The following is a 22,595-nucleotide window of genomic DNA, read 5'->3' as shown; positions in this document are numbered from 1 at the left end:
CGCAGATCAGATTATCCATCTGATCTGCGGCTTTCCCGCATCTGTGGGCGAAGGGGGACTTGAACCCCCACGTCCCGAAGGACACTGGCACCTGAAGCCAGCGCGTCTGCCATTCCGCCACTCGCCCGAGCGACTGGGAGACAGTATCACGGAGCCCGCCCGGATACGAAATCGCGGTCCACCCCCGGCGACGACCCGCGGGAACCCGGCGCGAGTTCCATCAGTTACAGGTGTAGACGATCGCGGATATCATGCAAAGAACGTGCTCGTTGAACGACACGCCACGTCCGCGTGTCGTCGTTGCGAATGAGGAGACATCTCACCGAAGGGAGGGCCGAGATGGGCATCGTTTCGAGATTCGAGCGTCGCCTGCAAGGCGCCGTCGGTGATGTGTTCGCCAGGGTCTTCGGTGGGAGCGTCGTGCCGCAGGAGGTGGAGGCGGCGTTGCAGCGCGAGGCGGCCGATCACGTCCAGGAACTCGGCGGCGGGCATCTGCTCGCACCCAACAGTTATGTGATCACGATCAACTCGTCGGATCATCAGCAGCTCGACGCCGATCACGACCTCACGACGCGCGCGTTCGCCAAGCATCTGCAGGACTTCATCCGCGAACAAGGGTGGCAGACCTACGGCGAAGTACACGTGGCGTTCGAGGCATCCCCTACGCTGCACACCGGACAGTTCAGGGCGAGCGGCCGGGTCGATCCCGACGTCGGCCGTGCGGCTCCCGCAGCTCGCAGCCCGGAACCCCCGCCACAACGACCCGCACACCCGCAACCAGGAGCTGGCCCCATGACGCAGAACTCTGGCTACGACCCGAGCCGTGAGCCCGCGGAGTCCGATCCACGCAACCGCGGGTACGCACCCCCGCCCGCGGGACGCGGGCCGCAGAACGGCGCGTACCCCGAGGACTACGGTTCGGGCGCGCCCTACGGTTCGGGCGCCGACTATCGCGCGCCGGAGTCGCAGGGCTACGGCGATTACCAGGGTGGCGATTACCAGAACGGCTACGACTACCAGCAGGGCGGTCAGCAGGCCTACGGCCAGCAGGGCGGCTACGGCGACCAGGGTTACGGCCAGGCCGATCCCGGTTACGGTCAGCCCGGCTACGCCGACCAGGGCTACCAGCAGCAGGGCTACGCCGATCAGGGCTACGGCCAGCAAGGCGGGGGCTACTCCGAGCCCGGCTACGGGCAGCCCGGTTACGCCGATCAGGGCTACGCACCGGCCCCGGGCGGTCAGCAAAGCGCGGGGCAACCCGGCTACGGCGAGCAGGCCTACGCCGACCCGGCCTACGGCGCCCAGCCGGGCTACGGCCCGCAGGGGGCTCAGCAGGGCTACGGCCAGCCCGGCTACGCCGACCAGGGCTACGCGGATCCGGGATACGGCGATCAGGCCGGCTACGGCGACGATCAGAGCTACGGCCAGGCGTACTCCCAGCAGCCCGGTTACGGCGCGCAGGGCGGCTACGCCGGCGGCGGATATGCCGCGGCTCCCGCGGCCGGCTCGGGCTATTCGGCAACCCTCCAGCTCGACGACGGCAGCGGCCGCACCTACCAGCTGCGTGAGGGCAGCAACATCATCGGCCGCGGCCAGGACGCGCACTTCCGCCTGCCGGACACCGGCGTCTCCCGTCGGCACATCGAGGTCCGCTGGGACGGGCAGACCGCCATGCTGTCGGATCTCGGCTCGACCAACGGCACCCTGGTGAACGGTTCCCCGGTGCAGGACTGGCAACTGGCCGACGGCGATGTGATCCGCGCCGGGCATTCCGAGATCCTGATCCGCATCGTCTGATCCCGTAAGCTCGCGATGCAGGTCACGACATGACTGTCCGGAAATGGGCGGTCGTGGCGTGTCCGTATCGGCTGACGGCCCTATGATGTGCCCACACACGCGAGGCACCGCATACGGAGCCGGCAAGACCAGCACAGCGGTGGGGGTGGGTCGAACCACACCTACGGCACCGACACACGGTCGAACAGGAGGTGGAGCGCCGTGCAGGGACTGATCCTGCAGCTGACCCGTGCGGGCTTCCTGCTGCTGTTGTGGCTGTTCGTGTGGGCGGTGCTGCGGACCTTGCGCAGCGACATCTACGCGGCCTCCGGCATCCGGGTCCAGCCGAGGGCCGCGCGCGGTCCCGCGGTGCTGCCGTCCCTGCGCCGAGGCCAGAAGGGCGCCAAATATCTTGTGGTGACTCAAGGTTCACTAGCCGGCACCCGCATCACCCTCGGCACCCAACCGGTGCTGATCGGCCGTGCGGACGATTCCACGCTGGTACTCACCGACGACTACGCTTCGACCAGACATGCGCGGCTGTCACAGCGTGGTGACGACTGGTACGTCGAGGATCTCGGCTCGACGAACGGTACGTATCTCGACCGCGCGAAGGTCACCACCGCTGTCCGTGTTCCGCTCGGCGCTCCCGTCCGGGTCGGCAAAACTGTGATCGAGCTCCGATCGTGACACTTGTTCTCCGCTACGCAGCGCGCAGCGACCGCGGTCTGGTCCGGGCCAACAACGAAGATTCCGTCTACGCGGGTGCCCGCCTGCTCGCCCTCGCCGACGGCATGGGCGGACACGCGGCGGGCGAAGTGGCCTCGCAGCTGATGATCGCGGCGCTGGCCCACCTCGACGACGACGAACCGGGCGACGATCTGCTCGGCAAGCTCGACCGCGCCACCCGTGAGGGCAATGCGGCCATCGCCGATCAGGTCGAGGAGGAACCCGAGCTCGACGGCATGGGCACCACGCTCACCGCCATGCTGTTCGCCGGTAAGAAGCTCGGCCTCGTGCACATCGGCGATTCGCGCGCCTACATGTTGCGCGACGGCGAGCTGGCCCAGATCACCAGGGACGACACCTTCGTCCAGTCACTGGTCGACGAGGGCCGGATCACCCCGGAGCAGGCGCACACGCATCCGCAGCGTTCGCTGATCATGCGGGCGCTCACCGGCAACGAGATCGAGCCGACGCTGGTGATGCGCGAGGCACGCGCGGGCGACCGGTATCTGCTGTGCTCGGACGGGCTTTCGGATGTGGTCAGCGATGAGACCATCGCCAACACCATGCGCGAGGGCAGCACCGACGAATGCGCCGACCGGCTGATCGAACTCGCCTTGCGCAGCGGCGGACCCGACAACGTCACCGTGGTCGTCGCCGATGTCATCGACCTGGATTACGGGCAGAGCCACCCCATCGTCGCGGGCGCGGCGTCGGGCCAGGACGAGGACACTCCACCGCCGAACACCGCGGCCGGCCGAGCCGCCGCCATGCGCCCGCCGCGTGCGGCGCCGCGCCGGGCCGCCTCCGCACCGGAACCGCCGCCCGCGGCGAAATCGCATCGGCTGCGCTGGATCCTGCTCGCGGTCGCGCTGGTGGCCGCGGTCGGCGTCGGTCTGCTGGTCGGGTACAAGATGATCCGGTCCAACTACTACGTCGGCGCCGACAACGATCGCGTCGTCGTCATGCGCGGGCTGCCGGGCTCGATCCTCGGCTACTCGATCCATGAGGTCGATCTGGTCGGCTGTGTCGCCGCCGACGGCAAGCTGACGCTGGTCGACGCCGATGCGGACATGCCGGCCGATTGCCGGGAACTGAAGGTCGAGGACCTGAAGCAGACCGGACGCGACCAGGTGGACAAGGGCCTGCCGCCCGGCTCGCTGGACAAGGCCAAGGACCAGATGGCCGTGCTGGCCGACCGGGAACTGCTGCCGCCGTGCGACACCAAGAGCTCGGTGCCGCAGCCAGGTGTCGTCGCGCCGCCGGTTGTTCCGCCGACGGGCCCCGCCCCGACCACCACCACCGCGCCACCCCCGGCTCCGGCACCCAATGGTGAAGGCGCGCCGCCGGCCTCGGCCACCCCGACGCCGGCGCCGCCGACCACCACGGCTCCGCCGACCCAGCCCCAGACCGCGGGGGAGAACTGCCGGGTGACGGACTGATGTCCGCACCGGCACCACCGTCCGCCGGGGCCTATCCGAGTCCCCCGGGCGGCTTCGCTCCCGCGCCTGCGCCGAGCACCAGACGCAACAACGAGCTGTTGTTGCTCGGCTTCGCGGCAGTGGTCACCACCGCATCGCTGTTCCTGGTCGAGGCCAGCCAGGAGCAGTCGATCACCTGGGATATCGCCAAATACGGTCTGGCCTACCTCGCTCTGTTCGGGATCGCGCATCTGGCGATCCGCCGCTTCGCACCCTTCGCCGACCCGTTGCTGCTGCCCATCGTCGCGCTGCTCAACGGCCTCGGCCTGGTGCTGATCCATCGTCTCGATCTGGCCGATCAGCAGGCCGCCGCCTACAACGACTGGCCGGTGCCCTCCCCCGACGCCACCCAGCAGATCCTGTGGACGGCGCTCGGCACGATCGTGTTCATCACCTTGCTGATCGTGCTGCGCGACTATCGCACGCTGGCCCGCTACAGCTACACCCTGGGACTGATCGGGCTGGTCGCGCTGGCGATCCCGGCGCTGCTGCCGAGCCGATTCTCCGAAACCAACGGCGCCAAGATCTGGATCCGGCTGCCGGGTTTCAGCATGCAGCCGGGCGAGTTCGCCAAGATCCTGCTGATCATCTTCTTCGCCTCGGTGCTGGTGGCCAAGCGCGATCTGTTCACCGCCGCGGGCAAGCATTTCCTCGGCATGGAGTTCCCAAGGGCCCGCGATCTCGGCCCGATCCTCGCGGTGTGGATCGTGTGCATCGGGGTGCTGGTGTTCGAAAAGGATCTCGGCACGTCGCTGCTGATCTTCGGCACCGTGCTGGTGATGCTCTACATCGCCACCGAGCGGGTGGGCTGGCTGATCATCGGTGGCGGGCTGCTCGCACTCGGATTCGTCTTCGCCTATCAGCTGTTCGGGCACGTGCGGGTGCGCGTGGAAACCTGGCTGCACCCCTTCGACGACTACAACAACACCGGCTACCAGATCTCGCAGTCGCTGTTCGGGCTGGCCACCGGCGGGCTCGCGGGCACCGGGCTCGGTAGCGGCCGCCCGTCCCAGGTGCCCTTCGCCAAGACCGACTTCATCGTCACCACCATCGGTGAGGAACTCGGCCTGATCGGGCTGACCGCGGTGCTGGTCCTGTTCCTGGTGTTCATCATGCGCGGGATGCGCACCGCGCTCGCGGTCCGCGACAGCTTCGGCAAACTGCTCGCCGCTGGTCTGTCGTTCACCATCGCGGTCCAGTTGTTCGTTGTGGTCGGCGGTGTCACCAAGCTGATCCCGCTGACCGGTCTGACCACGCCGTTCATGTCCTATGGTGGTTCGTCGCTGCTGGCCAACTACGCGCTGCTCGCGCTGTTGATCAAGATCTCCGACGCGGCCCGCGCGCCGGCGCCGGTCCGCAAGAAGGAAGTCGCACCGCCGCCGATCGCCGAGGCGCCGACCGAGATGATGCGGCGGGATCAGAACCGTCAGGAAGGGGGGCCGAGGTAGTGAACACTCCCCTACGCCGGGTCGCCGTCGCGGTGATGGTCATGGTCGTCGCGCTGCTGGCCAACATCACCTATGTCCAGGTCATCAAGGCCGACGATCTGCGCGCGGATCCACGCAACTCCCGGGTGCTGCTCGACGAGTACTCGCGCCAGCGCGGCCAGATCTCGGCCGGCGGCACCGTGCTCGCCAGCTCGGTTGCCACCGACGACCGCTACAAATACCTGCGCACCTACCCCACCGCGCCCGAGGCCTTCGCCCCTGTCACCGGCTTCTACTCCATGCAGTACGGCAGCACCGGGCTCGAACGCGCGGAGGATCCGGTGCTCAACGGCTCGGACAATCAGCTGTTCGGCAGCCGGCTGGTCGATCTGTTCTCCGGGCGCGATCCGCGCGGCGGCAATGTGGTCACCACCATCGACCCGGTCATGCAGCAGGTCGCCTACGACGAGCTGACCAGCAAGGGCTACACCGGATCGGTGGTCGCGATCGAGCCGAGCACCGGCAAGATCCTGACGATGGTGTCCACCCCGAGCTACGACCCGAACCTGCTGTCGGGCCACGACGGCGCCCAGGGCACCAAGGCCTGGGAGCAGCTGAGCTCGGACCCGAACCAGCCGATGCTCAATCGCGCCGTCTCGCAGACCTATCCGCCCGGCTCCACCTTCAAGGTGATCGTCACCGCGGCGGCGCTGTCCAACGGGGTCGCCACCCCGGAAAGCCAGTTCACCGCCGCGCCGAACATCACCCTGCCCGGCACCAGCACCACGCTGGAGAACTACAACGGCACCACCTGCGGCCCAGGCCCGACCGCCTCGCTGTACGACGCGTTCCGTATGTCGTGCAACACCGCGTTCGTCGAGCTCGGTGTCGATGTGGGCGCCTCGAACCTGAAGGACGAGGCCGCCGCCTTCGGCATCGGGCCGCATCGCGGGGTGCCGATCCCGGTCGCCGAGAGCACCGTCGGGCCGATCCCCGACGATGCCGCACTCGGCCAGACCAGCATCGGTCAGCGCGACGTCGCGCTGACCCCGCTCAACAACGCGGTGATCGCCGCGACCATCGCCAACGGCGGCGTGCGGATGGAGCCGTACCTGGTCGACCAGCTGCAGGGCCCCGATCTGAGCGTGCTGTCGGAAACCACACCGGTGTCGGTCGGGCAGGCCGTGAGCGCCCAGGTAGCGTCGACCGTGACCAACCTGATGGTCGCCTCCGAACAGAACACCAAGGGCGGTGGCGGACGGCCGTACCAGATCGCGTCCAAGACCGGAACGGCCGAACACGGCTCGGACCCGCGTAATACCCCACCGCACGCCTGGTATATCGCCTTCGCGCCCGCGCAGAACCCGAAGATCGCGATTGCGGTCATCGTGGAGAACGGCGGTGACCGCGGGGAGGCGGCAACCGGTGGGTCGGTCGCCGCGCCGGTAGCCCGCGCGGTACTGGACGCGGGCCTGCAAGGGCGCTGAACGAGATGGATGTGCGAGTGAATCTGCGGGGAATCCGATGCTGAACAACGGTGCGATGATCGCGGACCGGTACCGGCTGCAGCGGCTGATCGCCACCGGCGGTATGGGCCAGGTCTGGGAAGCCCTCGACACCCGTCTCGACCGGCGGGTGGCGGTCAAGGTGCTCAAGTCGGAGTTCTCGGCCGATCCCACCTTCCGGCATCGGTTCCGCACCGAGGCCAAGACCACCGCGCAGCTCAACCACTCCGGCATCGCCGGCATCTACGACTACGGCGAGACCGTCGACCCGCAGGGCGGGGAGGTGGCCTACCTGGTCATGGAACTGGTGCAGGGCGAACCGCTCAATACGGTGCTCAACCGCCTCGGCAGGCTTTCGGTGGCGCAGGGCCTCGACATGCTCGAACAGACCGGCCGGGCGCTGCAGGTGGCGCACGCCGCCGGTGTGGTACACCGCGATGTGAAGCCCGGCAATATCCTGGTTACCCCCGCCGGGCAGGTGAAGATCACCGACTTCGGCATCGCCAAAGCGGTGGACGCCTCGCCGGTCACCAAGACCGGCATGGTGATGGGCACCGCGCAGTACATCGCACCGGAGCAGGCCGTCGGCGAGGACGCCACCGCCTCCAGCGACGTGTACTCCCTCGGCATCGTCGGCTACGAGGCGCTGGCGGGCCAGCGCCCGTTCAGCGGCGACGGCGCGATCACCGTCGCGATGAAGCATGTGCGCGAGACACCACCGCCGATGCCCTCGGATCTGCCGCCCAACGTGCGCGAACTGATCGACATCACCATCGGGAAGGATCCGGCCCAGCGGTACGCCGATGGCGGCGAATTCGCCGACGCCGTCGCCGCGGTGCGCGCGGGCCGTAGGCCACCGCCGCCGCGCGGGATGGGCACCGGGCCCGCGCCCACCGGCGCCACCAGGGTGCTCCCACCGGGGCCGACGGTGGTGCTGCCCTCGGCCCAGCCCGCCTACGACAACGGCGCGACCGTGCGTTATCCGACGGCGGCGGCGACCGGCGCGGCGACTCCGACGACGGTCGGTGCCACCGCCGCCTCCGGGCGCGCGCCGATGCCGCCCGACGACCACAAGCGCGGCCCGACCTCTACCCAGAAGTGGATGGCCGGGCTCGGTGTCGGCGCCGTGGTGCTCGGCGGGCTGGTGATCTGGCTGCTGTTCGGTGGCGACACCAACCCCGATCCGACCAGGCAGATCGAGTCGACCACGGTCGCGCCGCACACCACAAAGCCGCTGCCGCCGCCGGTCACCACGACGGTGCGGCCGCTGCCGCCCCCGGTGACCACCACCGAGGAACCGACCACCACGCAGCCGCCGACCACCACCACCGAACCGCCCACGTCGACGACCACCGAACCGACCACCACCGAACCGTCGACGACCGAGCCGACCACCACGGTTCAGCGCACCTCGACACAGCCGACGACCACCCGCGGGCGGGTGCCGACCGTCGACATACCATTGCCCGAGATTCCCGGTGCCCGACGTCCCGTCGTCACCGAAAGCAGCACGCCGGCTACTTCCCAGCAAGGACTGCCATGACGACCCCGAAGAATCTCTCCTCCCGGTACGAGCTGGGCGAGATCATCGGGTTCGGCGGGATGTCGGAGGTCCACAAGGCACGCGACCTGCGACTGAGCCGGGATGTGGCGATCAAGGTGCTGCGCGCCGACCTCGCCCGCGACCCCACCTTCTATCTGCGCTTCAAACGAGAGGCGCAGAACGCGGCCGCGTTGAATCATCCGGCCATCGTCGCGGTGTACGACACCGGCGAGGCCGAGGTCGACGGCGGCCCGCTGCCCTACATCGTGATGGAGTACGTGGACGGCGAGACGCTGCGCGACATCGTGCGCGGCAAGGGTCCGCTGCCGCCGCGCCGGGCGATGGAGATCATCGCCGATGTCTGCGCCGCACTGGATTTCAGCCACAAGGCCGGGATCGTGCACCGCGATATGAAGCCGGCCAACATCATGATCAATCGGTCCGGCGCGGTGAAGGTGATGGACTTCGGCATCGCCCGCGCCATCGCCGATGCCGCCAACCCGATGACGCAGACCGCCGCCGTCATCGGTACCGCGCAATACCTCTCGCCGGAGCAGGCGCGCGGCGAATCCGTCGACGCCCGCTCGGATGTGTACTCGGTGGGCTGTGTGCTCTTCGAGATCCTCACCGGCGAACCGCCTTTCACCGGCGACTCGCCGGTGGCGGTGGCCTATCAGCATGTGCGCGAGGATCCGCGGCTGCCCTCGCTCGTGCACGACGGGGTGCCACGCGAACTGGATTCGGTGGTGCTCAAGGCGATGAGCAAGAACCCGGCCAACCGGTATCAGACCGCCGCCGAAATGCGCGCGGATCTGATCCGGGTGCTCGGCGGGCAGAAGCCGAGCGCGCCGATGGTGATGACCGACGAGGACCGCACCACCATCCTCGGCTCGGAGGAACCGGCACAGCACTCGTACCACACCGTCGACAACCATGACCGCTCCGCTTATCGCGGCGGTGACGACACCGGTGAACAGGAGCCGGTGGAGCCGCCGAGCCAGCGGCGCACCGCCTATCTGACGTTGGGCGCGGTGGCCGCGGTGATCGTCGCGATCGCCCTGTTCTGGGTGCTGATCGGGCCGGGCAGCAAGCCCGATCAGATCGCGGTGCCGGATCTGTCGAACAGTTCGGTGCAGCAGGCCGAGCAGAAACTCGAGGATCTCGGTTTCCACGTCGCCATCCAGGAGAAGCCCGACGCCAGGGTCGCTCCCGGCAATGTGATCGCCACCCAGCCGCTCGGCGGTTCCCGCGTCGACGAGGGCAGCACCATCACCCTGCACGTGTCCACCGGGCCCGCGCAGATCCAGGTGCCCCGGCTGACCGGATTGACCAGGCAGGAGGCCGAGCAGAAGCTCAACGCCATCGGATTGCGGCTGGATCCCCAGGTCGACAAGGAGGCCTCCAGCACCGCCGAGTTGGACAAGGTGATCGGCCAGAACCCGGCCGAGGGCGCGAGCGTAGAGGTCGACCGGGCCGTCAAGGTGACCATCGGCAGCGGGCCGGAGCAGGTCCGGGTGCCCAATGTGGTCGGCCAAGACATCGAGGTCGCCGAACCGAATCTGGTGGAGGGCGCGCAGTTCAAGGTCGTCGTCCAGGAGGTCGTCTCGTCCCGGCCGAAGGGTGAGGTCATCGCGACCAGCCCGGCCGGCGGTTCTACGGCGGAGAAGGGATCGACCGTCACGGTGCAGGTCTCGCTCGGCGCCGATTTCACCATGCCCAGCCTGGTCGGGCTGAACGCCTCGCAGGCCGTCGACCGGCTGCGCCAGGCCGGCTGGGCCGGCTCGACCACCCAGATCGTGCAGAACACGCAGGTCACGCTGGATTCGGCGAATGTCGGCAAGGTGCTGAACCAGCAGCCGGCGGCGGGCTCCTCGGTCGGGCGCAACAGTACCGTCGTCATCTACACCGGGGTGCTTCCGCTCGGCCCGCCGTGATCCGACGCGCCGCCGGACCGGCCGCCGGATTCGGGTGAACGGGATGCCGATTCACCGAACCGGTCGGTCCGTGCGGTGCGACAATTGATGGGCTCCATCCCGATCAGCTCAGCTGAATCCATGAGGAGGTAGCCCAGATGACCACTGCCAGGGACATCATGAAGCCCGGCGCTCAGTGGATTTCCCGAGATCAAACGGTCGCACAGGCGGCCCGCGTGATGGCCGAACTCGGTGTCGGCTCGCTCGTCATCGCCGACGAGAACGAACGGATGTGCGGCATCATCACCGACCGCGACATCGTGGTGAAATGCATCGCCCAGGGTCTGTCCCCGTCGGGCACTCGCGCCGCGGAGCTGTGCGAAGCGACGCCGCGCTGGATCTCGGCCGACGCCGACGTCGACGAGGTGCTCGACGAAATGGAGACCCACCAGGTCAAACGCATGCCGGTGATCGAGAACAAGCGCCTGATCGGCATGATCAGCGAGGCCGATCTGGCCAGGCATCTCGATGACAACCAGCTCGGCGAGTTCGTCACCGCCGTCTACGGCAGGCCGTGACGCGCTGAACCGATCAGGACAGGTCGAGGTGGCGGTTCATCGCCATCGCCGCCTCGGCCAGTTCCGGTAGTTCGACCACCTCGACGCCCTGCTGCCGCAGCCGTTCCACGCCGACGCAGTTGGTGACAAAGGTGCCCGGTTCCCGCCAGGCGATGACGACTCTGGGGATTCCGGCCCGCAGGATCCGCTCGGTGCACGGCAGCCGCGTCGCCGTGGCGCGCTCCGAACACGGTTCGAGGGTGCTGTAGATCGTCGCACCCGCCAACCGGGGATCATCCGCGGCCACTTTGTCCAGCGCGGACTCTTCCGCGTGCACCTTCGGATCGGTTTCCCGCGAATATCCGGAGCTGATCTCGACACCGTCGGCGACGATCACCGCACCGACGGAGAAGGCGGTCGCGCTGCGCGGGGCGAGGTTGGCGAGGTTGATCGCGCGCAGCATCCAGTTGTGGTCGGTCGACGCGATACCCACTATTGCCGCCTCCTTTTACGCTTCGGGCAGATCACCGGTCTTGGGTAGATAGCGCAGCACCGCCACATCGCCGGCGCGCCCGACCTCGGCCAGCCGCATCCGCCGCCGCGCACCACCGGGGAAATCGGCCGGTTCCAGTATCCGCGGGGCGGCGGCGTCGCCGACGATCAGCGGCGCGATCGCGAGCACCAGTTCATCGGCGAGCCCGGCCGCCAGGAAACCGGTGAGGATGCGGGTGCCGCCCTCGACCATCAACCGGCCGATTCCACGATGGCCGAGATCATCGAGCAACCGGCCGAGCTCGATCTGTTCGCCGAGCGCGACGACCTCGGCGGACTCGCCAAGCCGGTCGCCGAGCCGAGCCGCTCCGGCGACGGTGGTGTAGACCAGCTTGTCACCGCCGTGATGCCAGAACCGCAGCTCGGGATCGAGGTCACCGCCGGCCGTCACCGTGACCTTGAGCGGGTACTCGGGCTTGCCTGCGGCGAGACGCTCGGCTCGCCGAGCCGCGTCGTTCACCAGCAGTCGCGGATTGTCACTGCGCAAGGTCTGCGCGCCGACCAGGATGGCATCCGATTCGGCCCGCACCTGATCGACCCGGTCGAAGTCCTCGGCGCTCGACAACAGCAGCCGCTGCGGGCTCGCGTCGTCGATATAGCCGTCGACGCTCGCGGCGACCGAGAGCAGCACGTACGGCCGGCTCATGAGATCGCCAGCGCCGCGACCTCCGCCTCCAGCATCTCCACCAGACCCTCGGCGGGCCGTTCGCCGCACACTTCCAGCCAGTTGGCCAGCATCCGGTGGCCGCCCTGGGTGAGCACCGATTCCGGATGGAACTGCACGCCGTGGATGGGCAGGTCGTGGTGCCGCATGGCCATCACGATCCCGCTTTCGGTGCGGCCGAGCACCTCGATCTCCTCGGGCAGGGTGTCTTCGAGGACGGTCAGCGAGTGATAGCGGGTGGCGGTGAACGGATCGGGCAGCCCGGCTAGCACGCCCGCGCCGATGTGGAACACCTCGCTGGTCTTGCCGTGCAGCAGCTCCGGCGCGCGGGTGACGGTGGCGCCGAAGGCCGCCCCGATGGATTGATGGCCGAGACACACACCGAGCAGCGGGGTGCGCTGCCGGGCGGCGGCGTGGACCAACTCGATGCTCGCACCCGCGCGATCGGGGGTGCCGGGCCCGGGGCTGATCAGAATGCCGTCGAATTCGATGGCCACCGCATCCAGATCGGCCAGGCGCTGGTCGTCGTTGCGCCAGACTTCGGCCTCCGCGCCCAGCTGGCCCAGGTACTGGACCAGGTTGTAGACGAAGCTGTCGTAATTGTCGACGACCAGAACACGCATGGTTCGAGATTACGTGGCCTACCCACAGGCCGTCGCATCCATTACCAGTTGGGATAGCCTAGAGAGAACCGGAGGGACGCCGGTATTGCCCTGTTCGCCGAATTCGAGGACGTCATGCCCAAGTCCAAGGTCCGTAAGAAGACCGACTACTCCAGCTCCCCCGCCAGCCGCACCCCGGTGAAGGTGAAGGCCGTCGGTCCGTCGCCGGTCTGGTACGTCGCCATCATGCTCGGGTTCATGCTCGCGGGCCTGGTGTGGCTGCTTGTGTATTACCTCGCGGGCGATCAGATCAGCTGGATGCGCGACCTCGACGCCTGGAACTTCCTCATCGGCTTCGGCCTGATGGTGATCGGCCTGATCATGACCATGAGGTGGCGCTGAGCCCGGTTGCCGGCCGCCCGTATTACAGACGTGTCATTCATGCACACCTGTGGATGAACCTGTGGACAACTCGAGGAAATCGTGAATCCTGAGTCGCGCCTTTCGTGGACCACACCGATGTCCGCGCTGGTCGCGGCGAGCGCGGGCGGCGTCATCCTGGCGGTGGTCGCGGTGCTGAACAACGATCCACCGGGCCGGTTGCTCATCGGCCTTGCCGCCGTGCTGCTGCTGGGGCTGGCCGGTCTCGGGTTCCGGCAGCGCCCCCGGCTGTCGGTGATTCCCGGCGCGGATCCACGCTTGGTGGTGCGTTCACTGACCGGCCCCACCGAATATCGCCCCGACCAGATCCTGCGCGCGCGCATCGTCTACTACCGCCGTCTCGGGCGCCGCACGCCGATGCTGGAGATCGAGCTCATCCACAATGACGCCGAGCGGCTGCTCATCTTCGGGCGCTGGGACCTGGGCACCCACCCCGAAGACGTCTACGACGTCCTGGTCGAGCAGCTGCGGCTGAGCGGGGACATCACCCGGCCCTGAGCAGGATGCGCAGCCTCGCGCTTCGCGGTCGGTGTTTCGCGTGAAACATTCCCGCCCGTGCGTGCGCTCAGGGCAGCAGTGACGCTGCCGCCGTCCCGAGGACGGCCAGCGAGATCACCGCGACCGCAGCGACCGCGGACCAGCCGATGATCTGCGCGCTGCGCGTCGACCCGGCCTTCAACCAGGCGGGCAGGAACAAGATGCCGAGGGTGGCAACTGTGCCCGCCGCGAGCCCGCCGAGATGACCGAACAGTGAGATGCCCGGCAGCGAGAAGCTGATGAACACGTTGATGCCGATCAGGATGAACATGCTGTTGGCGTTCTGCCGTAGCCGGATCAAGATCACCGTGATGGCCCCGAACAGGCCGTAGACCGCGCCGGACGCGCCCGCCGTGAGGCTGTCCTGGGAGAACATCATGACCGCGGCCGAACCGCCGAGCAGCGAGACCAGATACAGCGCGAGGTAGCGCGTCCGGCCGAGCACCAGCTCGATATCGCGGCCGACCACATACAGCGCGAACATATTGAGCAGCAGGTGAATCGGCCCATAGTGCAGGAAACCGGAGCCGATCACCCGGAACCAATCGCCATCGGCCACCGCAGGCGGGTACATCACCCAGCGCAGGAACAGCTGCGAGCCGTTGTAGTTGTCGATCAGGCTGCGTGATTGCGCGGCGGTAATGGCGAATACCGCGACGTTGATCGCGATCAACGCGTACGTGACATACGGGATCCGCACTCGCGGTGCAACGGCCGTCGACACCGTGCGCACCTGCGGGGCGCCGCGGTTGTCCGCGCGCAGGCAATCCACACAGTGCTGGCCGACCGAGGCCGGACGCAGGCATTCCGGGCAGGCGGGGCGACCGCACCGGGTGCAGGCCAGACCGGTCACCCGATCCGGGTGCCGGACACACGTCGTCGCGGGAGGTTGGGGGTTCATCGGCTCATTCGAATCGTGCCGGCGGCGCCGACGCGGTCATGGTCACCCGACCATCGTGCCATGACGTCCCGGGCAGCGCGCTGACCTGGGGCTCGGTGCGCGAGCCCGGGGTCTGTGTCAGAGTTGACCCATGAGCTCGAGGTCCCCGCACCTGTCTTCGCGTTCCCGTAATCGGCTTCTGACCGCCGCCGCCGTCGCGGCCGCGGGCGGTGCCGCCTGGCTGGCCCGGGCCAAGCGCCCGCAGCCGCCGGAGCCGGCCCCCGCCCCGCCGCGCATCGGCTACTCCCGAAACGGTTCCGCGCCGACCCCCGAGACGGGTGCCGGCGCGGATTCGCAGAGCTGAGCCTCAGCGGCTGACGCTGCGCTTGTACCGCCACAGGGTGAGCGGGACGAAGACCGCCAAGATCACCACAACCCAGATCAGGGTCGTCGCGACCGGATGCTGCATCGGCCAGGTGTCCGGCGGCGGCTGTACCGGCGAGGTGTTGCCGAACAACTCGCGAATCGCCTGCGTGACGGCCGAGACCGGGTTCCATTCGGCGAATACGCGCAGCACCGTCGGCAGTTCCTCGATCGGCACGAAGGTGTTGGCCAGGAAGGTGAGCGGGAAGATCACCATGAAGCTGGCATTGTTGAACACCTCCGGTGCCCGCACGATCAGACCGACGAAGGCCATGATCCAGGAGATCGCGTAGGCGAACAGCAGCAGCAGCACATAGGCCAGCACCGCGTCCACCAGTGAACCCCGGATCCGCCAGCCGACGATCAGGCCGGTCAGCGACATGACCACCAGGCTCACCACATTGATGACGACATCGCTGATGGTGCGCCCGATGAGCACCGCGACCGGCTCCATCGGCAGCGACCGGAACCGGTCGATGATGCCCTTCTGCATATCCTCCACCAGGCTCAGCCCGGTGAAGGTCGCGCCGAACACGCAGGTCTGGGCGAAGATGCCGGCGATGAGGAATTCGCGGTAGCCACCCTCCAATCCGGGCACCTTGATCGCCGTGCCGAAGATGTAGGCGAACAGCAGCACGAACATGATCGGCGAGAGCGTGCTGAAGATGAGCACATCGGGCACGCGCTTGATCTTGATGACGTTGCGCTTGGTGATGGTGATGGTGTCGGAGACGACGGTCGAGAGCCGCTCACCGAGACCAGGGCCGTGATCGGGCACGACCGGTGTGGTGCTGACCGCGGTCATCGAGTCTTTCCTTCCGTAGCTTCCAGCGCGCCGAGGCCCTCGGCCGCGTCGTCGGCGTTGATCAGTTCCTCGGCCTCGTGTCCGGTGAGGGTGAGGAAGACGTCGTCGAGCGATGGGCGCCGCAGGCCGACGTCGTGGATTTTCACGCTGTGGTCGTTGAGCTTGCCGACGGCCTCGACCAGGGCCTGCGAGCCGTTGCTGACCGGCACGATGATGCGCCGCAGGCCCGGTTCCAGATGGATCTCGCCGTCGGCCAGACCCGCCAGCGCCTGCTGCGCGATGGCCAGGTTGTCCACATGGTCGACGGTCAGCTCGATGCGGTCACCGCCGACCATCGTCTTCAGCTCATCGGCGGTGCCCTTGGCGATGACCTTGCCGCGATCGATCACCGCGATGGAATCGGCGAGCCGATCGGCCTCCTCCATGTACTGGGTGGTGAGCAGCAAGGTGGTGCCGCCGGCCACGAGTTCCTCGATCACATCCCACAGATCCAGCCGGGCTCTCGGGTCCAGGCCGGTGGTCGGCTCGTCGAGGAACAGCACCGGCGGCGCGGCGACCAGCGCACCCGCCAGGTCAAGGCGCCTTCGCATACCGCCGGAGTAGCCCTTGACCGGGCGATCGGCGGCGTCGCTGAGCCGGAATCGGTCGAGCAGTTCGCGCGCGCGTTCTTTACTGCGCTGGACGCCCATGTGGTACAGGCGTCCGACCATTTCGAGGTTCTCGAAGCCGGTGAGGTACTCGTCGACCGCCGCGTACTGGCCCGACGCGCCGATCCGGCGGCGCAGTGCCCGCGGATCACGCAGCACATCGATGCCCGCGACGGTGGCGCGGCCGCCGTCGGGGATCAACAGCGTCGTCAGGACGCGGACGGTGGTGGTTTTCCCGGCGCCGTTCGGGCCGAGCAGGGCGGTGACGGTGCCCTCGGGCACGGTCAGGTCGAGCCCGTCGAGGGCGACCTGCGGGCCGTATCGCTTGACGAGACCCTCGGCGACTATTGCGTCACCCATGATTCTCCTGAAGTTCGTAGAGCTCGATGACATGCGGTGTCGGTGGCCGGCTTCCTCGGCGACCTGCTGATATGACGGCCCCGGGTGCCGAAATTAATCGCGAGGGCCGGCAACCGGACCGATCGCACCATTCGGACGATCGACCAGACCTGGTGTGAGTATTGCGCGTCGGGTGACCGATTTCATCCGATTTGCCGGGCCGCCCGGTTACCGGTGGGCAACGAAAGAAGGCCGCACCGCGATCCGGGCGGTGCTCGGGGGTACCGGATCGGGGTGCGACCGATTCGATGATCCCGCCGACGGGGGCGAGCGGTCGCGCGTACCGGACTACTCGAATCCCGGCGGGCCGGTACTCGTTCGGGCGCGGGGACGGCCCGCGTCCGGGTAACCGGAGGCGGAAATACACCGGCGACGGCAGCGTTCGCGAGGCGAGGTCGTCCACGCGAGGGATGCTGCCACGGGGGTACGACACATTTCTGATATCGCGTCGGCTACCGCACAATGGCCGGCACCGTCGGCGACGACACGCGGCCGGCGATAGCACCCCGGCAGACGCTACAGCGACCGGTCGGCATGTTTACCGATCGCACCTGAACTCCTGGACAACCGCGTATACAGCCCGGTAAACCGGTGCGGGCCTGCGCTTTTGGCAACCATGGAGCCATCGGCGGGCCGACCCGGGATCGAGCCGGGTGTCCGATTCACCAACCTCGGGACCCGAACCCTGTGAATTACCCCGAAAAAACTTCGAAACCGACTGTCCTCATACACACAAAAACGTGGATCTTCGCGTAGGATCGTTCTCGTCGGCCCCTCCCCCCCGGGCCGACCTTACGCGGGCCTCGGCTAACTCCCCCCCTTCGCCGAGGCCCGCTCTCATGTCCGGACGAGGTTCCGCCGGAACCGATTGGCGGAACCTCGTTTCCGGCACTAATGAGCGGGGCCGTGCACCGATTGCCAGGCCGCGGTCAATCGCAGGCCCCGCACCTTCCCGGCAACCCGGAGCAACGGCAGATCGCGCTCCCATCGGCGGGCGTCCTCCGGCTCGGCGGCCGCCCAGATCGGCGCCGTCATCGTGGGTAGTTCGTCGAAGCGGGCGAGCACCCCGCCCAGCGCGATATGGACACCGGGCGAACTAGCCGGCGCCCGCCCGAGATCACGCAAGATCGCCGCGTCGGCCAGCAATTGCTCCAGCAACGATCGCGCCACCGCTCCCTTGCGCCCCATCCTGATCAGCCAGCCCAGCGCTGCCGCGAGCACGTGAATGTCCTCGATGGTGCGGAATGGTTTCAGATAGTCGGTGTAGCCGTCGCCGGGCAGCAGTCGCCCTCGGGCAGCGGTGAATGTGACCGTCGCATGCGGTATTTCCGGGATGAACGGGGTTTCGGGAAGCGCGGACCGCACCACGGTCGGCTGCTCGGCATCGACGAGCGCGGCTGCCAATCGGTTGCGGCCACCGGCATCGGTGCCCGCACTGGCGATCACCACCAGACGGTCAGCGGGTTCGCCGAGGGTGGCGAAGGTCTTGGTCCCGTCGACCAGCCCGTGCCCGGCCCGCTCGGTGACGGTGGTCCGGATCGCCGCCGGATGCCCGCCGCCCTGCTCGGTCGCGCACAGCGACACCAGATCCCCCGGGGACAGCTGCGGCAGCAAGGCTCGCAGTGCGGCTTGATATCCGGACAGGAACGCGTATCCGAGTCGATCAGCGCCGAACCCGCAGGCCAATGCCGCATCGACGGGGGTCTCGAACCGCGCGGCGGTGTCCCGGTGCCGCTGCCAGGCCTGCGACACATCGGTGAGCGCCGCGACCTCGGCCGGCGCGGTGAGCAGGTAATCGAGTACAGAATCCACCCCTGCACGCTAGCGGTGTGCCGTCGGCTCGGCGTCCGGCCAAGGAAACACGCACTGCGATCGTGAGAGAGTTAGAGTATTATTTTCTCACGCTCGCTCACTGTCGCCGATCAAGGGAGATCGCAATGACCGCGTCCGTAGAGGCCGAATCTCGCACCACCCACCTGCCCGAACCACGGCCCATCGGCCCGGGAACCCGGATGTGGGACGAAGTCGGTCTGGTCACCTTCTCGCTCACCGCTGGTTCCGCCTTCCTGCTACAGACGATGGAGCCGACGATCTCCGCGGTCGTAGATGAACACTCCACCTTCCGCACCGACCCGATCGGCCGCGCCGTACGCAGCCTGTCCGCGGTGATGACCTGGACCTATGGCGGCCCGGAAGCGCTGGCCGAAACCGCCCGGCTGCGCGCCATGCACGCATCGCTGAACACCACCGACGCCGCGGGCGTCAAGCATCGTGCATTGTCCAGTGGGCCGTGGGCCTGGGTCTTGCACACCGGCACCTTCGCCTTCAGTGAGAACGCAAAGTACTTTTCCAAGCGTCCACTCACCCCGGCGGAAAAGGAGCAGTACTACACCGAGACCTTGCAGCTCATGCGTAACTTCTCGGTGCCACCGAAGGAAGTGCCCGCCACCTACGCCGACTTCGAGAAGTTCTTCGCCGACACCGTCGAGAACCATCTGGTCGCCACCCAGACCGCGCACGATTATCTGCGGGTGATCCGCTCGGTCGGCGCTCCGAAGGGCCTGCCCAAGGTGCTCGTGCCGGTGTGGAAGCGGGCGGCTGCCCCGATCGGCGCGCTGCAATACTTCGTCACCGTCGGTACCACGCCCGAGTCCGCCCGCCGCAAGCTCGGCCTGACCTGGTCGGAATCCGACGAACGCAAGCTGCGCGCCATCGGCTGGGTGATCGCCAGGCTCGTGCCACTGCTGCCGGAACGGTTGCGCTACTTCCCCATTGCCTATGAGGCCCGCAAGCTGGAGCGGGATCGCGCCCGCTTGCAGACCGTCATCGCCAAGCGCCCGATCTGAGCTCTCACCGGGATACCGGGGCGGGCCCGGCCGTTACGTCGGCCGGCGCCTGCCAGATCCGGCTGCGCAGATCCCGGCCGCGGATGACCTGGATCCGCCACGGCTCCAGCCGCATGATGTGCAGGGTCGGATCGTCGGGTGCGCTCCAGAATTGCCCGAGCTGATATCCGGCGCCGCGCGGGCTGGTGCGTGCGTACATCCGCCAGATCCGTTCCCTGGTCCGCGGGTCGTGCACACCGTTGGCCGGATCGTCGATCCACTGCGCCGTCGCATCGACGGCGACCGAATTATTGCTGCCCTGAGCCCAATACGAGAAGTTCACGTGCGGGTTGCGGGCGATGTGGGCGGACTTGATCGGCGTCCGGTAGGTCGCCAGCCATCCGAGCGGCGTGCCGTCGACGTTCTCCCATACCGGGATCAGCACCCTGGTGCGCGGACGGTTCTTGCTGTCCACGGTCACCATCGTCGCGTACACGATGCGCCCCACATAGGCATCGAATTCGGATTCGATCTCCGCGAACGACCCCACTTTGCCGACCATCACGCCACCTCCACCTCGGTTCCCGAAGTACCTGTCGGTTACTTCTTGTAACTGAGAGCATCATCGGTCACTATTTGATTCCATGGAAGACGGCACTTCTGAGTCACTCGGTTACTGCGCGGATACCGACGACTACACCGCGAAACAATGGGACACCCGCGAAGACTGCGATGTGCGCCAGATCCTGGACCGCATCGCCGACAAATGGTCATTGCTGACGATCGCACTGCTGGCCGGTCGCACCATGCGCTTCACCGAATTGCGGCGTGAGATCGACGGTGTGAGCCAGCGGATGCTCACCCGCACGCTGCGGCATCTGGAACGCGACGGGTTGGTGCGGCGCACGGTGTATCCGGTGGTTCCGCCTCGGGTGGAGTACCAGCTCACCCCGCTCGGCGGGAGCCTGCACGAAACTATTCAGGCGCTGGTCACCTGGACCGAAACACATCAGCGCGAGATCGCGGCGGCGCGCACCGCCTACGACGGCAGGGCCGAAATCGCTTGATACCCGGCGGTTGTCGCCAACGCCAGGAAGTGTCGTAGGCGACCGTTACCGTGTGCGACGTGACCGACTTCGAGGTTCCTCAGAACTGGGCCGAGGCCCGTCCCCTGCTGCGGCCGGTGCTCCGGCCCGTGACCTACCGCAGCACCGTGCCCGCGTCCGATCAGCCGCTCGGGCGCACCGTGCTGCCGTTCGTGGACGAGCTGGTGGCCGTCGACCTGCCCGATCGGCGCACCATCGTCAATGACGATCATCGAGCGGCGTGGAATGTGTCGGCCGATGAGGTCTTCGCGGCCGCGTTGGCGAATCTGTCCACGATGGCCCAGCTGCCGGACCTGGAGGCCGGTTCCGTGCTGCGTTTCGCCGACGACGGCGACGGCTACTTCACGTCCTGGCTGCTGGTTCCGGGCTGGTTGGCGGGCTTCCGGGCCGGCTACGGCCGCCGCCCCGTGGCGTTCCTGCCGGATGCGGACACGTTGATCGTGGCGCCGGATGATCCGGAGATGATCGGTTCGCTGTTCGAGATGGTCGAGGAGCAGTACGGCGAGTCCGAGCGTCCGCTCAGTCCGCAGGCCTACACCGTCGATGACGACGGCCGGGTGGTGCCCTTCGATCAGGCAGGCCCGCATGAGCAGCTGCCTGCCGCGCAGCGGGCCCGCTGCGGCCTCGCCGTCACCGAGTATGCCGCGCAGACCGAGTGGTTGAACGAAATCCTCGAAGAGGACTTCGATTTCGAGTCGCTGGACGCCGAGCTCGCCGACTCCTCCAGCGCCTATGTCGCCTCGCTGATGTACTACGACCCGGGCGACGGCCCGCGCACCATCACCGCATGGGGTGAGGGTGTGGATTATCTGTTGCCGGAGGCCGATCTCGTCGTCTTCTGCGATACCGACGACAACGGTGAGGAACGCACGTTGTTCGACGCGCCGTTCGCCCGCGTGGTCGAGATCCTCGGCCTGACGCCGGTGCCGGGCCTCGCGCCCACCCGCTACGAGATCAGGAGCTGGCCCGAGCCGGAGCAGCTGCGCCGGATCGAGCAGGCCGCCGCGCTCGGCTGAGCAGCGTTCACCGTTCCCGGCGTCGTGGGAACCGGATGTTCAGCGGCGCCGGGTCACGCACCTGGGTGCGTTCGGCGGGCGCCACCAGGATCGCCGCCAGCCCGAGGACGGGTAGCAGTGCCGCCGCGAGAACGCTGAATGTGTAACTCACGCCGCCCATCTCGGCCGGTTTGTGGAGCAGGTGGTAGATCAGGTGCGGTACTCCGAAAACCACCCACCCGAGCCCGGCGACCCGCGCCAGCAAGCTGTCCCCGTAATACAGTGCCGCGCCGGTGACGGCCGCCAAGGCGAGGAAGAACGCCCCAACGTCCGCGGCCAGGTGATGGTTGTACGGCCCGTCGGCGGATATCCACCGCATCCCGAATCCGGGAAAGCTGGTGTACCAGGACCGCGGCGCCACCACTGCCCACGCCCCGACCACCAGCCCCTGAATCGCGAGTATCCACAGGGCGATTCGCAGAATCAGCCACCGCCGCCGATTGATCTCGAACCGCATCCGAACCCGCAGCCCGTCCCCATCCCCCCGTATCGAGATCCGCATCGGCCCCTCCATCCACACCCGTGCCCTCGGCGAGTGCAGTAAACGTAAGCCCACAGCAGTGCGCTGACAAGACAGGCGCAGCTGGGAAGATTCACGAACTCCCACCCGTAAGGCTGTGCGGTGATCGCAGCCCACCGGCCACGACAAGCGTCACCGCAGTCACCGACCGAGCACCTTCACGGCGGGCCTACCTGAGAGGGGGTCCGGGGGCAAAGCCCGCCGTGAAGGT

Annotated in this window: 23 protein-coding genes and 1 tRNA gene; 14 read left to right on the top strand and 10 right to left on the bottom strand. The window is 67.7% G+C overall.

Translation table 11 applies throughout. The features are described from left to right. Positions 1 to 44 precede the first annotated feature (44 nt). A tRNA-Leu gene (locus GV790_RS24720) sits at positions 45 to 127 on the bottom strand. Positions 128 to 339: 212 nt separating this feature from the next. Here GV790_RS24720 and GV790_RS24715 point away from each other — a divergent pair. The 8 genes from GV790_RS24715 (at position 340) to GV790_RS24680 (ending at position 10,949) form a co-directional block, all read left to right on the top strand. Beyond that, positions 340 to 1,797, top strand: a complete 1,458-nt coding sequence (locus GV790_RS24715) for a DUF3662 and FHA domain-containing protein (RefSeq protein WP_163816597.1) — start codon at positions 340 to 342, stop codon at positions 1,795 to 1,797. Between the two features lie 201 nt (positions 1,798 to 1,998). Further along, positions 1,999 to 2,466, top strand: coding sequence for an FHA domain-containing protein FhaB/FipA (locus GV790_RS24710; protein WP_014348331.1), 468 nt, complete (start codon positions 1,999 to 2,001; stop codon positions 2,464 to 2,466). Beyond that, entirely contained in the window at positions 2,463 to 3,944 is a 1,482-nt protein-coding gene (locus GV790_RS24705; protein WP_163816595.1) for a PP2C family protein-serine/threonine phosphatase, read from the top strand. The genes GV790_RS24710 and GV790_RS24705 overlap by 4 nt, the downstream gene beginning before the upstream one ends. Further along, the gene (locus GV790_RS24700; protein WP_163816594.1) at positions 3,944 to 5,431 is read left to right on the top strand and encodes an FtsW/RodA/SpoVE family cell cycle protein; all 1,488 of its coding nucleotides are present in this window, start codon (positions 3,944 to 3,946) and stop codon (positions 5,429 to 5,431) included. The genes GV790_RS24705 and GV790_RS24700 overlap by 1 nt, the downstream gene beginning before the upstream one ends. Continuing rightward, positions 5,431 to 6,897 (top strand): peptidoglycan D,D-transpeptidase FtsI family protein, encoded by a 1,467-nt coding sequence (locus GV790_RS24695; RefSeq protein ID WP_163816592.1) that lies wholly within the window; start codon positions 5,431 to 5,433, stop codon positions 6,895 to 6,897. Before GV790_RS24700 ends, GV790_RS24695 begins: the two co-directional genes overlap by 1 nt. 37 nt (positions 6,898 to 6,934) lie before the next feature. Then, positions 6,935 to 8,458: a protein kinase domain-containing protein gene (locus GV790_RS24690; protein WP_163816590.1), complete on the top strand. Its 1,524-nt coding sequence runs from the start codon at positions 6,935 to 6,937 to the stop codon at positions 8,456 to 8,458. Beyond that, the gene (gene pknB, locus GV790_RS24685; protein WP_163816588.1) at positions 8,455 to 10,392 is read left to right on the top strand and encodes a Stk1 family PASTA domain-containing Ser/Thr kinase; all 1,938 of its coding nucleotides are present in this window, start codon (positions 8,455 to 8,457) and stop codon (positions 10,390 to 10,392) included. Before GV790_RS24690 ends, pknB begins: the two co-directional genes overlap by 4 nt. 137 nt (positions 10,393 to 10,529) lie before the next feature. Further along, on the top strand, positions 10,530 to 10,949 hold the full coding sequence (locus tag GV790_RS24680; protein ID WP_014348325.1) for a CBS domain-containing protein: 420 nt from the start codon (positions 10,530 to 10,532) through the stop codon (positions 10,947 to 10,949). A 13-nt stretch (positions 10,950 to 10,962) separates the two neighbouring features. On the opposite strand, the gene GV790_RS24675 is transcribed toward GV790_RS24680, so the two are convergent. From GV790_RS24675 to GV790_RS24665, 3 genes are read right to left on the bottom strand one after another with little or no spacing between them, the layout of a single operon-like run. Continuing rightward, positions 10,963 to 11,421 (bottom strand): deaminase, encoded by a 459-nt coding sequence (locus tag GV790_RS24675; protein ID WP_280210610.1) that lies wholly within the window; start codon positions 11,419 to 11,421, stop codon positions 10,963 to 10,965. 15 nt (positions 11,422 to 11,436) lie between these two features. Continuing rightward, the gene (locus tag GV790_RS24670; RefSeq protein ID WP_163816586.1) at positions 11,437 to 12,126 is read right to left on the bottom strand and encodes a RibD family protein; all 690 of its coding nucleotides are present in this window, start codon (positions 12,124 to 12,126) and stop codon (positions 11,437 to 11,439) included. Next, on the bottom strand, positions 12,123 to 12,767 hold the full coding sequence (locus GV790_RS24665) for an aminodeoxychorismate/anthranilate synthase component II (protein ID WP_163816584.1): 645 nt from the start codon (positions 12,765 to 12,767) through the stop codon (positions 12,123 to 12,125). Before GV790_RS24665 ends, GV790_RS24670 begins: the two co-directional genes overlap by 4 nt. Positions 12,768 to 12,881: 114 nt before the next feature. Between GV790_RS24665 and crgA the strand changes: the two genes are divergently transcribed. Beyond that, the gene (crgA, locus tag GV790_RS24660) at positions 12,882 to 13,148 is read left to right on the top strand and encodes a cell division protein CrgA (RefSeq protein WP_014348321.1); all 267 of its coding nucleotides are present in this window, start codon (positions 12,882 to 12,884) and stop codon (positions 13,146 to 13,148) included. Between the two features lie 117 nt (positions 13,149 to 13,265). Continuing rightward, positions 13,266 to 13,685, top strand: coding sequence for a PH domain-containing protein (locus tag GV790_RS24655; RefSeq protein ID WP_178128301.1), 420 nt, complete (start codon positions 13,266 to 13,268; stop codon positions 13,683 to 13,685). A gap of 67 nt (positions 13,686 to 13,752) precedes the next feature. Here the strand turns inward: GV790_RS24655 and GV790_RS24650 are convergent, their stop codons facing one another. Continuing rightward, entirely contained in the window at positions 13,753 to 14,625 is an 873-nt protein-coding gene (locus GV790_RS24650; RefSeq protein ID WP_163816579.1) for a rhomboid family intramembrane serine protease, read from the bottom strand. 130 nt (positions 14,626 to 14,755) lie between these two features. On the opposite strand from GV790_RS24650, the gene GV790_RS24645 reads away from it, so the two are divergent. Next, on the top strand, positions 14,756 to 14,968 hold the full coding sequence (locus GV790_RS24645) for a hypothetical protein (RefSeq protein ID WP_163816577.1): 213 nt from the start codon (positions 14,756 to 14,758) through the stop codon (positions 14,966 to 14,968). Between the two features lie 3 nt (positions 14,969 to 14,971). Here GV790_RS24645 and GV790_RS24640 read toward each other — a convergent pair whose 3' ends face one another. From GV790_RS24640 to GV790_RS24630, 3 genes are all read right to left on the bottom strand, one after another. After that, complete coding sequence (locus GV790_RS24640) at positions 14,972 to 15,832, bottom strand: ABC transporter permease (protein ID WP_163816575.1); 861 nt, start codon at positions 15,830 to 15,832, stop codon at positions 14,972 to 14,974. Next, the gene (locus tag GV790_RS24635; protein WP_163816573.1) at positions 15,829 to 16,839 is read right to left on the bottom strand and encodes an ATP-binding cassette domain-containing protein; all 1,011 of its coding nucleotides are present in this window, start codon (positions 16,837 to 16,839) and stop codon (positions 15,829 to 15,831) included. The genes GV790_RS24640 and GV790_RS24635 overlap by 4 nt, the downstream gene beginning before the upstream one ends. A 930-nt stretch (positions 16,840 to 17,769) precedes the next feature. Continuing rightward, positions 17,770 to 18,690 (bottom strand): acyl-CoA dehydrogenase family protein, encoded by a 921-nt coding sequence (locus GV790_RS24630; RefSeq protein ID WP_163816571.1) that lies wholly within the window; start codon positions 18,688 to 18,690, stop codon positions 17,770 to 17,772. Between the two features lie 125 nt (positions 18,691 to 18,815). Between GV790_RS24630 and GV790_RS24625 the strand changes: the two genes are divergently transcribed. Then, the gene (locus GV790_RS24625) at positions 18,816 to 19,724 is read left to right on the top strand and encodes an oxygenase MpaB family protein (protein WP_163816568.1); all 909 of its coding nucleotides are present in this window, start codon (positions 18,816 to 18,818) and stop codon (positions 19,722 to 19,724) included. A 4-nt stretch (positions 19,725 to 19,728) separates the two neighbouring features. Here the strand turns inward: GV790_RS24625 and GV790_RS24620 are convergent, their stop codons facing one another. Further along, positions 19,729 to 20,265 carry a pyridoxamine 5'-phosphate oxidase family protein gene (locus GV790_RS24620; protein ID WP_163816566.1) on the bottom strand — a complete coding sequence of 179 codons (537 nt, stop codon included), beginning with the start codon at positions 20,263 to 20,265 and terminating at the stop codon, positions 19,729 to 19,731. 82 nt (positions 20,266 to 20,347) lie between these two features. Here GV790_RS24620 and GV790_RS24615 point away from each other — a divergent pair, with 82 nt between their 5' ends. Both GV790_RS24615 and GV790_RS24610 read left to right on the top strand, forming a co-directional pair. Beyond that, positions 20,348 to 20,770 (top strand): winged helix-turn-helix transcriptional regulator, encoded by a 423-nt coding sequence (locus GV790_RS24615; protein ID WP_163816564.1) that lies wholly within the window; start codon positions 20,348 to 20,350, stop codon positions 20,768 to 20,770. Between the two features lie 59 nt (positions 20,771 to 20,829). Continuing rightward, positions 20,830 to 21,825, top strand: coding sequence for a hypothetical protein (locus GV790_RS24610; RefSeq protein ID WP_163816562.1), 996 nt, complete (start codon positions 20,830 to 20,832; stop codon positions 21,823 to 21,825). Positions 21,826 to 21,832: 7 nt separating this feature from the next. Here GV790_RS24610 and GV790_RS24605 read toward each other — a convergent pair whose 3' ends face one another. Then, on the bottom strand, positions 21,833 to 22,366 hold the full coding sequence (locus GV790_RS24605; protein ID WP_228806202.1) for a hypothetical protein: 534 nt from the start codon (positions 22,364 to 22,366) through the stop codon (positions 21,833 to 21,835). Positions 22,367 to 22,595 lie beyond the last annotated feature (229 nt).

The sequence above is a fragment of the Nocardia cyriacigeorgica genome (assembly GCF_010858045.1).
Classification (GTDB): Bacteria; Actinomycetota; Actinomycetes; order Mycobacteriales; family Mycobacteriaceae; genus Nocardia; species Nocardia cyriacigeorgica_E.
This window is presented reverse-complemented; position numbering and strand designations above follow the sequence as displayed.

Bases quoted from the DNA above. Each gene is read 5' to 3' on its own strand.
- GV790_RS24680 (WP_014348325.1), top strand. From the start codon at position 10,530: ATGACCACTGCCAGGGACATCATGAAGCCCGGCGCTCAGTGGATTTCC.
- GV790_RS24690 (WP_163816590.1), top strand. From the start codon at position 6,935: ATGCTGAACAACGGTGCGATGATCGCGGACCGGTACCGGCTGCAGCGG.
- GV790_RS24635 (WP_163816573.1), bottom strand. From the start codon at position 16,839: ATGGGTGACGCAATAGTCGCCGAGGGTCTCGTCAAGCGATACGGCCCG.
- crgA (WP_014348321.1), top strand. From the start codon at position 12,882: ATGCCCAAGTCCAAGGTCCGTAAGAAGACCGACTACTCCAGCTCCCCC.
- GV790_RS24650 (WP_163816579.1), bottom strand. From the start codon at position 14,625: ATGAACCCCCAACCTCCCGCGACGACGTGTGTCCGGCACCCGGATCGG.
- GV790_RS24670 (WP_163816586.1), bottom strand. From the start codon at position 12,126: ATGAGCCGGCCGTACGTGCTGCTCTCGGTCGCCGCGAGCGTCGACGGC.
- GV790_RS24620 (WP_163816566.1), bottom strand. From the start codon at position 20,265: ATGGTCGGCAAAGTGGGGTCGTTCGCGGAGATCGAATCCGAATTCGAT.
- GV790_RS24615 (WP_163816564.1), top strand. From the start codon at position 20,348: ATGGAAGACGGCACTTCTGAGTCACTCGGTTACTGCGCGGATACCGAC.
- GV790_RS24645 (WP_163816577.1), top strand. From the start codon at position 14,756: ATGAGCTCGAGGTCCCCGCACCTGTCTTCGCGTTCCCGTAATCGGCTT.
- GV790_RS24625 (WP_163816568.1), top strand. From the start codon at position 18,816: ATGACCGCGTCCGTAGAGGCCGAATCTCGCACCACCCACCTGCCCGAA.
- GV790_RS24605 (WP_228806202.1), bottom strand. From the start codon at position 22,366: ATGCGGATCTCGATACGGGGGGATGGGGACGGGCTGCGGGTTCGGATG.
- GV790_RS24700 (WP_163816594.1), top strand. From the start codon at position 3,944: ATGTCCGCACCGGCACCACCGTCCGCCGGGGCCTATCCGAGTCCCCCG.
- GV790_RS24715 (WP_163816597.1), top strand. From the start codon at position 340: ATGGGCATCGTTTCGAGATTCGAGCGTCGCCTGCAAGGCGCCGTCGGT.
- GV790_RS24640 (WP_163816575.1), bottom strand. From the start codon at position 15,832: ATGACCGCGGTCAGCACCACACCGGTCGTGCCCGATCACGGCCCTGGT.
- pknB (WP_163816588.1), top strand. From the start codon at position 8,455: ATGACGACCCCGAAGAATCTCTCCTCCCGGTACGAGCTGGGCGAGATC.
- GV790_RS24665 (WP_163816584.1), bottom strand. From the start codon at position 12,767: ATGCGTGTTCTGGTCGTCGACAATTACGACAGCTTCGTCTACAACCTG.
- GV790_RS24655 (WP_178128301.1), top strand. From the start codon at position 13,266: ATGTCCGCGCTGGTCGCGGCGAGCGCGGGCGGCGTCATCCTGGCGGTG.